Annotated in this window: 12 protein-coding genes; 9 read left to right on the top strand and 3 right to left on the bottom strand. The window is 45.7% G+C overall.

Translation table 11 applies throughout. From position 1 onward, the window contains the following. Positions 1-55: 55 nt before the first annotated feature. The 3 genes from BFP72_RS01360 (at position 56) to BFP72_RS01350 (ending at position 2,772) form a co-directional block, all read left to right on the top strand. Complete coding sequence (locus BFP72_RS01360) at positions 56-1,444, top strand: arginine decarboxylase (protein WP_099597392.1); 1,389 nt, start codon at positions 56-58, stop codon at positions 1,442-1,444. A 53-nt stretch (positions 1,445-1,497) separates the two neighbouring features. After that, complete coding sequence (locus BFP72_RS01355; protein WP_099597391.1) at positions 1,498-2,226, top strand: polyprenol monophosphomannose synthase; 729 nt, start codon at positions 1,498-1,500, stop codon at positions 2,224-2,226. 102 nt (positions 2,227-2,328) lie between these two features. Continuing rightward, a complete protein-coding gene (locus BFP72_RS01350) occupies positions 2,329-2,772 on the top strand; it encodes a Dps family protein (protein WP_099597390.1) in 444 nt (147 codons plus the stop codon). Between the two features lie 59 nt (positions 2,773-2,831). Here the strand turns inward: BFP72_RS01350 and BFP72_RS01345 are convergent, their stop codons facing one another. Next, on the bottom strand, positions 2,832-3,476 hold the full coding sequence (locus tag BFP72_RS01345) for a response regulator transcription factor (protein ID WP_099597389.1): 645 nt from the start codon (positions 3,474-3,476) through the stop codon (positions 2,832-2,834). 5 nt (positions 3,477-3,481) lie between these two features. After that, complete coding sequence (locus tag BFP72_RS01340) at positions 3,482-5,461, bottom strand: tetratricopeptide repeat protein (RefSeq protein WP_099597388.1); 1,980 nt, start codon at positions 5,459-5,461, stop codon at positions 3,482-3,484. A gap of 161 nt (positions 5,462-5,622) precedes the next feature. Here BFP72_RS01340 and BFP72_RS01335 point away from each other — a divergent pair, with 161 nt between their 5' ends. Further along, on the top strand, positions 5,623-6,318 hold the full coding sequence (locus BFP72_RS01335; RefSeq protein ID WP_099597387.1) for a Lipl32 family lipoprotein: 696 nt from the start codon (positions 5,623-5,625) through the stop codon (positions 6,316-6,318). Between the two features lie 47 nt (positions 6,319-6,365). After that, the gene (locus BFP72_RS01330) at positions 6,366-6,773 is read left to right on the top strand and encodes a hypothetical protein (protein ID WP_143519896.1); all 408 of its coding nucleotides are present in this window, start codon (positions 6,366-6,368) and stop codon (positions 6,771-6,773) included. Between the two features lie 6 nt (positions 6,774-6,779). On the opposite strand, the gene BFP72_RS01325 is transcribed toward BFP72_RS01330, so the two are convergent. Further along, a complete protein-coding gene (locus BFP72_RS01325) occupies positions 6,780-7,214 on the bottom strand; it encodes a thioredoxin fold domain-containing protein (RefSeq protein ID WP_158233226.1) in 435 nt (144 codons plus the stop codon). A 147-nt stretch (positions 7,215-7,361) separates the two neighbouring features. On the opposite strand from BFP72_RS01325, the gene BFP72_RS01320 reads away from it, so the two are divergent. The 4 genes from BFP72_RS01320 to BFP72_RS01305 all read left to right on the top strand — a co-directional run bounded on the left by BFP72_RS01320 (position 7,362) and on the right by BFP72_RS01305 (position 12,128). Further along, positions 7,362-8,123, top strand: coding sequence for an SDR family NAD(P)-dependent oxidoreductase (locus BFP72_RS01320; protein WP_099597384.1), 762 nt, complete (start codon positions 7,362-7,364; stop codon positions 8,121-8,123). A gap of 219 nt (positions 8,124-8,342) precedes the next feature. Continuing rightward, positions 8,343-9,974 (top strand): L-glutamate gamma-semialdehyde dehydrogenase, encoded by a 1,632-nt coding sequence (gene pruA, locus BFP72_RS01315; protein WP_099597383.1) that lies wholly within the window; start codon positions 8,343-8,345, stop codon positions 9,972-9,974. A gap of 124 nt (positions 9,975-10,098) precedes the next feature. Then, the gene (locus BFP72_RS01310; protein ID WP_099597382.1) at positions 10,099-10,851 is read left to right on the top strand and encodes a sulfite exporter TauE/SafE family protein; all 753 of its coding nucleotides are present in this window, start codon (positions 10,099-10,101) and stop codon (positions 10,849-10,851) included. Between the two features lie 203 nt (positions 10,852-11,054). Further along, complete coding sequence (locus BFP72_RS01305) at positions 11,055-12,128, top strand: acyl-CoA desaturase (protein WP_158233225.1); 1,074 nt, start codon at positions 11,055-11,057, stop codon at positions 12,126-12,128. Positions 12,129-12,140: the final 12 nt, after the last annotated feature.

Raw genomic sequence — 12,140 nt, 5'->3', positions numbered from 1 at the left:
TTTAAAAAATTCTGATATTTGCGCGGTTCGCAAAAACACTTTTAACCCAGGTATTATGAATAGGTATTTAGATCTGATTGAGCAAACGTTTTACTTCCCATCCGAAGAACTGGAAGTAAAAAATGAATCGCTACATTTCAATGGAGTAGATTTACAAGCCCTCATCGACGAATACGGTACGCCACTCAAACTCACCTACCTACCCAAAATATCCGAAAGAATACAGCTTGCCAAGAAGCTGTTTGCGAACACGCTCAAGGAGAAAAACTATCAAGGCAAATACACCTATTGCTACTGCACAAAATCGTCCCATTTTCAATTTGTAGTAGAAGAAGCTCTCAAAAACGACATCCATTTGGAGACGTCCTCTGCATACGACATAGCCATCATCAAGAGTCTCTACGAAAAGAAAAAAATCACCAAGGACACCTACATCATTTGCAACGGATTTAAAAGACCACTGTACTTAGAAGAAATCAGTTCGCTACTCAACTCGGGATTTGATAACTGTATGCCAATCCTCGACAACATGAAAGAACTCGAGCACTACGAGCAGCATGTGAAAGGCAACTATCAAATGGGCTTGCGAGTGGCATCAGACGAAGAACCAAACTTTAGCTTCTACACCTCGCGCCTTGGCATCCGCTACAATAGCATCGTGGAGTTCTACCAAGACCGTATCAAAGACAAAACCAAAGGACAACTCAAGATGCTCCACTACTTCATCAATACGGGCATCAAGGATACCTCGTACTATTGGAGTGAATTGAGTCGATTCATCAACAAATACTGTGAACTCAAAAAAGTCTGTCCGACGATTGACTCTATCGATATCGGAGGAGGGTTTCCTATCAAAAACTCCCTTCATTTCGAATACGATTATGCTTACATGGTTGACCAAATTGTAGAGCAGATCCAAACGATCTGCGCAGAACATGACGTACCCACTCCCAATATATTTACGGAGTTTGGGAGCTTCACTGTTGGAGAAAGTGGTGCAACTATCTACTCGGTCCTTGACCAAAAGCTACAAAATGACAAGGAGCTATGGTACATGATGGATGGCTCGTTCATCACGCACATGCCCGATGTATGGGGCCTCAATACCAAATTCATCATGCTCCCTATCAATCTATGGAAAAATGATTACCATCGAGTCAACCTAGGCGGATTGACCTGTGACAGCATGGATTACTATGATTCGGAAGCCCACATTGGAGAGGTCTTCTTGCCCAAGATCAAGGAAGAGGACAAGATGTACCTAGGCTTCTTCCATACAGGCGCCTACCAAGAATCTCTCGGAGGATATGGAGGAATACAACACTGCCTCATCCCGGCTCCCAAGCATGTGATCATAGACAAAGATGCCGACGGCACAATCAACACCAAACTGTTCGCTCCCGAACAAAGCAGCGAACAAATGTTGAAAATCCTCGGCTACTAAAGCAAAAGCCTACGTACTTTAGCATTTTGTTTCACTCTAGTATCACAACACACTTGAACGATAGTCTCGTCATCATCCCGACCTTCAACGAGAAGGAAAACATCCAAGCCATCCTCACGACGGTGATTGAGCTAGATCAGCACTTTGATCTCTTGATCGTGGACGATGGTTCTCCAGATGGTACGGCAGACATCATCAAGAGCATGATGAAACAACACCCTGAGATCCACTTGATCGAGCGTTCTGGCAAGTTGGGGCTGGGCACAGCATACATCACGGGCTTCCAGTATGCCCTCGACAGAGGCTATGACTTCATCTTCGAGATGGATGCAGATTTCTCACACAACCCCGAAGACCTGATTCGTCTGCGCAAAGCGTGCAAAGACGATGGATATGACCTAGCCGTCGGTTCGCGATATATCTCTGGGGTCAATGTAGTCAACTGGCCAATGGACCGTGTACTGATGTCGTACTTCGCCAGTATCTACGTGCAATTCATCACAGGCATCCCCGTCAAAGACACCACGGCAGGATTCAAATGCTACCGAAGAGAAGTCCTCGAAACCATCGGGATGAACAACATCCACTTCGTCGGATATGCTTTCCAAATCGAGATGAAATTCCAAGCTTGGAAGTACAATTTCAAAATCACCGAAGTCCCCATCATCTTCACTGACCGCACCTTAGGTTCCTCCAAAATGAGTCGAGGAATATTCAAAGAAGCCGTCATCGGTGTGCTCCAAATGAAGATCAAGAGCCTTTTCAAAAAATACATCCGCTGATAGATAGCTACTATGATGTGATTAGGGATTTTGATCTATAAAAGACATCTGCTGGCGCAGTATTTGCGTACTTTGTAGTAGAACTTAAAATTAAAATAGATCATGAAAAAGAATCAAGAAATCATAGACCAATTGAATCAATTACTATCTGATTTTCAAATATACTACCAAAACCTTCGAGGTTTTCATTGGAACATCCAAGGCCGTAACTTCTTTGAATTGCATGCAAAGTTCGAAGAACTATACACCATGGCCAATGAAAAAGTAGACGAGATTGCTGAGAGAATTTTGACAATAGCCGGTACGCCGATCCACAACTTTCAGGACTACCTAGAGACTGCCTCTATCCAACCCGTCAAAAACGTCCACGATGATGAGACTGCGGTACAGACCATCGTCTCCAACCTAGAGCACCTCATCTCCAAAGAAAGAGCCATCAAGGAGCTCGCAGGCGAAGCAGGAGATAGTGGTACTGAAGACCACATGTCCGCCTACATCGAGGAGCAGGAGAAAACCCTCTGGATGTACAAAGCGTGGTTGAAATAAAATAACGGTCAGTTCAAGCAGCCCAAAGAAAGCAAAGCCGTTCCACAAGGGACGGCTTTTTATTTTAGTAGCCCGTTGATGATCGTGTGCTTCACCAAACCAGCGGTATTCTTCACGCCCAGTTTGGACAGCAAATTCTTGCGGTGTGTATTGACGGTATGCTGAGAGATAAACAGTTTTTCTGCGATCTCATGTGCGGTATACTCCTCTACGATGAGCGAGAGGATTTCCTTCTCCCGCTTGCTCAACTCCGCATGTACATTCACTTTGGGTACCGTTGCAAACAGACTCTCAGTATACTTGTCCTGAACCTCTTTCGAAAAATACTTCCCTCCTTCTGCTATCCTCTCTATCGCTGTTAGCAACTCCTTCTTTTCAGCGTTCTTCAAGAGGTACCCATCAGCTCCTCCTTTGATGAGCTTTTGTATCGTCGGGGGATTACTCTCCGTACTCACCACGAGGGTCTTTGGGCAAACAGGATGTTTTTTGAGCGCGGCATTGAGTTCTACTCCATCCATAATCGGCATGCTGATGTCAGTCATCACGAGATCCACATGATGGCGATCCAAATAAGCCAATGCTTCGCGCCCTTCGGTGAGGATAGCCGCCACATGTATGTGTTCTTCACTAGACAGGATAGAACTCAATCCTTCCAAAAACATCTTGTGATCATCTACTATGAGTATTTCTATCTTACTTTTCATAATTACTACAAGTTATGCATCGCATCCACTCCCTCATTGGGCCAGGGCAAATCAATATTGACAATAGTGCCTCGCCCGAGAGTTGAATCAATATTCATTTGTCCATTCAGGACCTTGATACGATGTTTGATATTCTCAAAGCCGATCCCTTTGGAGCTTCGAGACACCTCAAACCCTCGACCGTTGTCCTCAACCAGAAGATTGATCTCTTCTTCGTTTTTAGTGAGTACCACCTCGATATATTTGGCTTGTGCGTGTTTGACGGCATTCGCCAAAAGCTCTTGAATGATACGGTACACATCCACCTTAAAAGAGTCTGGCAGTTCGTTGAGTACCTCACATTGCGACGACAAAAAGCATATTTCCAACCCTGTAGATTGAGCGAGCTCCTCCACGTAGCTTTTGATCAATTCCACAAAAGGTGCATTGAGCACTTTGGTAGGTGTCAAATTGTGAGAGAGGGTTCTGACCTCCTCGTAGGTCTGATTCACTTGCTCTACAATCGGCTTGACCGCTTCTTCCCCACTCTTATCGAGTGTCAGGTTCTCCAATCTCAGCTTCACTGCTGCGAGGGACCCCGCGACACTGTCATGCAATTCTTTGGCGATCCGCATTCGTTCTTCCTCTTGCCCCTTAATGGTCGCCTTGATGTTGACAATTACATTTTCTTTGAGTATTTCGCGGAGAGTCTGCCGGTTGATCTCCTCATTCTTTTGAGCCAGCACCTTGTTGTTTTTTAGTTTTTGCGCATAGCTATAAATCAACAATACAGAGACCCCTAGCATCAACAAGCTCCCCCCCATCGCTGTGTTTCGAATCAAACGCTGCCTCTCCAAGCTCGCTTCGTGGAGCGCCTGTTCTGCTTGCAATATGGATATTTCCTTCTCCTTCGACGCAGATTCATACTTGGCCAGCAACTCCTCGACCTGCCAACTTTTCTCCAAGGTCAGCACAGAATCCTTCATGGTCGTATGGATATTCAATTCCTCATACGCCTTTTTATACTCCCCTTGATGTGCGTGATTGAATGCCAAATTAGCATAGATATACATAACATCTACTGAGCCTAAGGCTTGAGCAATCTCTAGGCTTAGGTGATAATAGTAGTCCGCCGAATCATAATGATTGACTTGAGCATGTATGAGTCCTATTCTGTTGTATGCTTTGAGCAACTCAGGCGCTCTGTTATCCCGTTCATAGGCCTTCATGGTTTGATAGCTATATGCCAATGCCTTGTCATACTCCCCCTTCTGCAAAAAAAGAGCAGACATAAAGTCCATCGTCGTATATTGACTCACTGGATCTCCCAATCGCATAGAGATATCTAAACTTTCTTGGTAATATTCTAGTGCCTTATCATGGTTTCCATCCTTCTCTTCTGCCAATCCCAAATTGCCCAAGAGGATGGCCCGAATGCGATCCTCTGGATTTAAGGCCAAACTATTTCGAAACTGAGCCTTAGCCAATTCAAAATGTCCCTGCCCCAAATGAACCGCACCTATATTATTCATAATTTTGAGAGACTCCTCGGGCAGCCCCAGTGCCTCAGACAAGCCCAAAGCTGTCGTCGCATACTCTATACTCTCCGCGGCATTGCCTCGCGCCCTGTGTATAGACCCCTGCTGCTTGTAACTGAGCATGACATAGTAATCTTCGCCCAACTGAGAGAGCACCTCCCTTGCTCGAACAATGTTTCGCTCGGCCTCATCGTACTTTCCCGTATTGAGCTGCGCAACTCCCAGAAAGTAGGAACTGAGTCCAATCCCATACCTATACGTCCCCTCTTGACTCAAGGCCTGTGCTTCTTCCAGTAACAGTACTGTACTATCCAGTGACAGTTTGACATTTTGGGATTGGTCAAGCAGGAGATTGACCTGAGCTCTGACGAGAGAATCTTCTACTACCGGGGGCTTGGCACAGAGGAGCAAGTGACACACCCATAGTACTCCCGTCATAATCATTACCTTCTTTCTCTTTTGCTGCATTTAGTTGGTATTGTCTTAGCAGACAAATATAAGTGTGATATGTGGAGAGCACCTCGCACTCATTAAAAATGGTGATATTTTTTTTTCATTATTTATAGCGATGCATAGGCTCTCGGACCTCTCTAACATTGCACCCTAATTATTTCACAAACAAAAACACAATGAAACAAAACGCAAGCAAGATCAGCCTATTGGCACTTCTAATTTGTCTAGTCACCGTGAGCCAAATCAATGCTCAAAAACTAGGAAGCTTCGGCAGCCTTACAGAAAAAACAGTAGGTCCGAAAACCATCAAAGTACCTTATACTGATGTCGTATCATACCTCGGCTATGCAGCAGCAGGCAATGAAGATGCAACCGTAGATGGTAAAAAATTCTACTACATCTACATCTGGGTACCAGCAGTAGCTCCAGAATTGGGTGTAAGAATGATGTCTCCAGTAGGAAAAACAAAGATCAAAAACGCCACCGAATCAGCAGACTATGCAGATCACGCAAGTGACAAAGATTACTTTGACACCTACATCACTCTTGAGAGATCAAACATCGTATCTAAAGACAACCTGACGCAAGCTGCCGCTGATGGTGCTACTTGGACTACTCTAGCCCGAAACGATGACAGTAGCGAGATGCCGAAACAGCCTAGCGGAAGCAGCTACAACTCACTGTTGAGATACAAAAGCGAAGCAAGCAACCCAACAAAGGCTCTAACTGTAGGATTGTACAGAGTAGGATTCACTACCTACAAAACAGGTGAAGTCAACGGTACCTTCCTCGCGGAAGTAGCCGCTCCGATCAAGCTACCTGGTGTCGCTATGGCTAAAACCATCGATGAGTTGAACGAACAATTGAAGTAATATCACATGGCCTGATTCCCTGGAGTCAGGCCTGATTCCCCCCCACAATGATTCACAGCATTCTATCCATTAGTCTAGGACTTCTTTCCTTGCTCACCATCACCCTCAAGTACCAATCCAAACTATCCACTCAACCTATACTCAACATCGCGCAAACCATTGTCAGCTTAGGGTTTTGTGCCGTTGGGCTTTATCTTCTTTTGTCAGAGATACTCAATCAAGATCAATGGCAAACGATGATCAACTATCCTCAGCTTCTGGTCAGTCTCAATCACCTTGCCCTCATCCTGCTCGGCATGTTCATACTCAACGACGCGATCATCTCGCTCAATTCGATAGAAGAGCACGTGTATGCAAGTTTTCGTATCTACCAGAGAGCAAAGATCAAGCAACTCATTCTAAGTTTCACTAGCATCGTAATTGGGGTGTTGCAAGCCTACACACTCACTACCTAATACGGGCTACAACTCCCGCAGGCTCCTTATAAATTGTGCAGGCTTTTGATAACCGGCTATGCTATGATGGGACTCCATCGAAGGAGCGATGACGACCATGGTCGGTAGCCCCGTCACTCCCATCGATTGCGCCATAGATTTGGCAGTGGTGCTTGTGCCGCCAAATACAAACGTGTCCCCATTGTCTACATCGAGCCTCACAGGGTAATACCCCTCGTTCATTACCTTCACCACTTTGGCATCTGCAAAAGTCGTCTGGTCCATCTTCTTGCACCAACCGCACCACACCGCGGTAAAATCGACAAAAATGGGTTTGGCATTCTCTTGCGCCAGTACTTGCGCTTCTTCGATGCTATACCATTGGATGGCCGAATCTTGAGCGACCGCACCCTGACTCACTACCAGAGCAAAAAACAATAGGATAATATTTGTTTTCATCATTTTCATTTCTTTAATCTCAACTCTCCTCCAACGAAGAATCACCAAATGCGACGTGTAATATTGTAAAATATATCTCAATATGTCTTCAATCAGTTACTATTTCAAGTCGAGCGTATTAAGTTTAACGAAGACATTTTTTCATACCCTATGTACATCAATTTATCTGGACTCAACATACTGGTCACAGGAGCAAGCAAAGGAATCGGCAAAGCCATCGCTACGAAATTAGCAGAAGCAGGAGCCACGATCGCCGTACACTACAACAAGAGCATGCGTGAAGCCGAAAACCTCGCCCAAGTCTTGGGCAACGAGTCACGTGCCTTTCAAGCAGATCTTTCTCAACCTGATGAAGCCGCCAATCTTTTTGACCGAGTGATCCTTGAGATGGGCAGTATCGAAATCTTAATCAATAACGCTGGAGTCGCTGTACCAGCAAATATTGACACCAAAGAGGACGATTGGATTGACGCTTGGAACACCAACATGCAAGTCAACCTGCACTCAGCAGGTATACTTTGTAAAAAAGCCATCGAACACTTTCTCAAACGAAATGCCGCAGGCCGTATCATCAACATCACTTCTCGTGCGGCATTTAGGGGAGACACTGCAGAGTACATGGCCTATGCCGCATCCAAAGCAGGACTAGTATCCCTCACACAAACCATCGCTAGAGCCTATGGAAAGCAAGGCATCAAAGCCTTCAACCTCGCTCCTGGATTTGTACGCACCGACATGGCCAAATCCATCATGGAAAAATACGGTGCGGAGCACGCTACAGGAGACTTGTCGTTGGAGCGATTGACCGAACCGAAAGACATCGCTCCTGTGGTCACTTTCTTAGCCAGTGGCATGGCCGATCACGCTACCGGCAGTACCATCGACCTCAATGCCGGCAGTTACATGCACTAATCCAGCCCAACCACAAAAAACAAAAAGAGCAGAAAGACCAGCATAAACACGTAGAAAAAAAGGTCGTTTCGAAAATACTTGCGGTACTTGGTGTAGAACTCTTTGAAACTCATGACGGGTCGACAATCAATATGATGGGATAAAAGTATAGCAAAAAAATGGCGATCGGGATTACTTTCGTAAATTTGCGGCAGCAATTAACATTAAACAACAAGAGATATGCCCAAAGGAATATATCCCGTCCCAAATCCGACAAATGAACCCATCAAAAGTTATGGTCCAGGTAGTCCGGAAAAAGCAGCGCTCAAAGCGGCTGTTGCAGAATTAAGAAATCAAGAAATCGACATTCCGATGTATATCGGTGCTGAACAAGTCACCACTGAAAACAAAGTCAGAATGTCTCCTCCCTACGATCACAAGCACACACTGGGCTACTTCAACAGAGGAGATGCTGGTCACGTCGAACAAGCCATCAATGCTGCGCTTGGCGCCAAAGAAGATTGGCAAAACCTCCCTTGGGAACACAGAGCGAGTATTTTCCTCAAAGCAGCAGATTTGATCGCTGGGCCGTACCGTGCCAAAATCAATGCTGCGACGATGCTAGGACAATCTAAAAATGCTTTTCAAGCAGAGATCGATGCAGCTTGCGAACTCATCGACTTTTTGCGCTTCAATGTGCATTTCATGACGCAGGTCTATGCTACCCAGCCCAACTCAGATGCTGGCATGTGGAACAGACTCGAATACAGACCTCTCGAAGGGTTCGTGTTCGCCATCACCCCGTTCAACTTCACCGCAATCGCGGGCAACTTATCGGCAGCACCAGCCATGATGGGCAACACCGTCGTATGGAAGCCAGCTGACACACAAGTCTACTCAGCACAGGTGATCATGGAAGTATTCAGAGAAGCAGGATTGCCAGATGGCGTGATCAACTTGATCTACACGGATGGTCCAGAAGCAGGCGAAGTGGTCTTCAACCATCCTGACTTTGCAGGCTTGCACTTCACAGGGAGTACGGCTGTATTCCAACATCTGTGGAAAACCATCGGTGAAAACATCTCCAAATACAGAACATACCCTAGAATCGTCGGAGAGACAGGAGGGAAAGACTTCATCATCGCACATAAATCTGCCAATCCAAAAGCGGTCGCAACTGGAATCGTCCGAGGTGCTTTTGAGTTTCAAGGACAAAAATGCAGCGCAGCATCCCGTGCATACATCCCGCAAAACATCTGGGATGACGTCAAAAATTACGTCACAGAGGATTTAGCCTCTATCACAGTAGGGTCACCAGAAAACTTCTCCAACTTCGTCAATGCTGTCATCGACGAAAGAGCATTTGACAAAATCTCAGGCTATATCGATCAAGTCAAAGCAAGTGACCTAGCAGAAATCATCGCTGGCGGAGGCTATGACAAATCAAAAGGTTATTTCATCGAGCCAACGGTCATTGTGACCAAAGACCCGATGTTTACCACCATGTGCGAAGAAATATTCGGGCCGGTGATCACGATCTATGTCTACCACCCAGAGCACTTCGAAGAAGCTCTTGAGCTCGTAGACAAGACTTCAGGCTATGCCTTGACAGGAGCTATCTTTTCGGACGATAGGTATGCGATCGATTTGGCGACCAAAAAACTTGTCAATGCAGCAGGCAACTTCTACATCAACGACAAGCCAACAGGTGCAGTAGTAGGACAGCAGCCTTTTGGTGGAGCAAGAGGGTCAGGAACCAACGACAAAGCAGGCTCTGTTCTCAACCTACTTCGTTGGGTATCGCCACGTACCATCAAAGAGACCTTCAACTCTCCGCAAGACTACAGGTACCCGTTCTTGTCAGAAGAATAAGCATCAATCAAACAACAAGTTGGGTTGACTTCATCCTAAAGCCCTCAGTGACACCTCGTCGCTGAGGGCTTTTTCATGCCAATCCCCCATTCAATTCACACGAATTATAGAGATTTGCAGCCATATGGTAGAACTCTTCGGTTACTCTCTCTCACACGAATCCCTGCTCGCTTTTTTGTTGGTAGGTGTACTCGTAGGTATGTCCAAAACAGGCGTACATGGCGCCAACATGCTCGCAGTACCACTCCTCGCGGTGATTTTCGGAGGCAAAAGCTCCAGCGGCATCATGCTCCCAGTACTGATCATGGCAGATTTTGTCGGAGTGAAATACTACCATCGACATGCCGAATCCAAGTACCTCTGGAAGCTCTTGCCCTGGACTATCTTAGGTGTATTGCTCGGCACCTACTTTGGTCAAACCATCGATGACGACATGTTTCGTCTAATCATGGGGATCATCATCTTCTTGAGTTTGGTGGTGATGCTATGGATGGAGCGAGCCGACAAAGAAAGCATCCCTGACTACCTCTGGTTTGCGGCGATGATGGGTATTGTGGCAGGGTTCACCACCATGGTTGGCAATCTCGCCGGCAGTGCAATGGCGCTCTATCTCCTCTCCATGCGTCTCCCCAAGAACCAATTCATCGGCACAGCTGCTTGGTTCTTTCTCTGCGTCAACCTCTTCAAGGTTCCCTTCCACATCTGGGTCTGGCACACCATTACATGGGACTCTTTCTTGCTCGATCTGATATTGATTCCCTTCATTGCTCTTGGGGCATATCTCGGAATCAAAGTCATCCAAAAAATATCAGACCGAAATTTTCGTTGGTTCATTATCATCATGACAGCTGTCGCCGCAATTTTCATGATCCTATGATTTCGGCACGCTTTATGAACAGACGTTCAGAGATTTAATCTTTGCAATGGGCAGACAATTGTTTGATGCTTCGAGGATATTTGATTATTCTTGTAGTACCAATCTTTGAGAGAAAGACTCTATCTCAATCCATTTCACTGACTAATTCGTATTGTCAAATCTTTAAAAAATTCTGGGCGCGGGAGTGTAGCAGGGAAATCAGTATGATCAAATACAAATTTAAAAGTAAGCAAAAGGACGATTTTTGGAACACACTTCGATCACGTGTCAATGGGTATTTCAACGACAATCAAATCGAAAAAAATGCCAATCAACACATGGTCATCAAATCCATCGTACTCTTTGCCATCTACTTGACCCCTTATTTTGTTTTACTTTTTGCAGGCTTTACCAACCTCTATTTGCTCATGGCTCTTTGGGTCATCATGGGATTGGGCAAGGCTTTCATTGGGACAGCAGTCATGCATGACTCGATCCATGGAGCTTATTCTAAAAATAAGAGTTACAATGCCATCATGTCGTTTTCGGCAGCTCTCGTCGGAGTAGATCGCCTCATCTGGAAAATCCAACACAACGTCATCCACCACACCTATACCAACATCGAAGATACCGATGAGGACATCCTTCCAAGATTCTTTTTCCGGTTTTCAGAACATCAGCCCAAGCGATGGTTTCACCGCTTTCAGCATCTCTATGCGCCGATATTCTACTGCGTCCCCTTGCTCGAGTGGATCACTACCAAGGATTTTGTCAAAGCATTCGAGTACCGACAGATGGGATTGATCAAAAAGGGGGCAGAGTTTAGAAAAGAATTTGCTGGAATCCTCGGACGAAAGCTCATGTACTACGCGGTGTTCTTGATCCTTCCGATCTATTTGATCAACATCCCCGTTGGCCAGACTATCCTCATGATATTGGTATCCCATGCGGTGACTGGCATCATGCTGGCTTTGATATTCCAGACCGCTCATGTGGTCCCCAATGCCAGTTTCATCAAAGCCGAATCCAATGATTTGGATACGTGCTGGGCATCACATCAGGTCCTGACGACCTCCAACTATGGAATGAAAAACAAAATATTGACTTGGTTCGTCGGTGGACTCAATTTCCAGATTGAGCATCATCTCTTCCCTGATGTATGTCATGTACACTATCCGGCTATCGCCAAAATCGTAGAGCAAACTGCCAGTGAATACCAATTGCCCTACTACAGCTTTCCGAGTTTTAGATCGGCAGTAGCTGGACACTTCGGTATGCTACGAGATTTGGGCAGGTAGACTGCTTCGCTC

Origin of the sequence: Reichenbachiella sp. 5M10, from assembly GCF_002742335.1 — a bacterium.
In the GTDB taxonomy this organism is placed as follows: domain Bacteria; phylum Bacteroidota; class Bacteroidia; order Cytophagales; family Cyclobacteriaceae; genus Reichenbachiella.
Note: the sequence above shows the minus strand (reverse complement) of the source record. Positions and strands in the feature narration are given on the sequence as shown.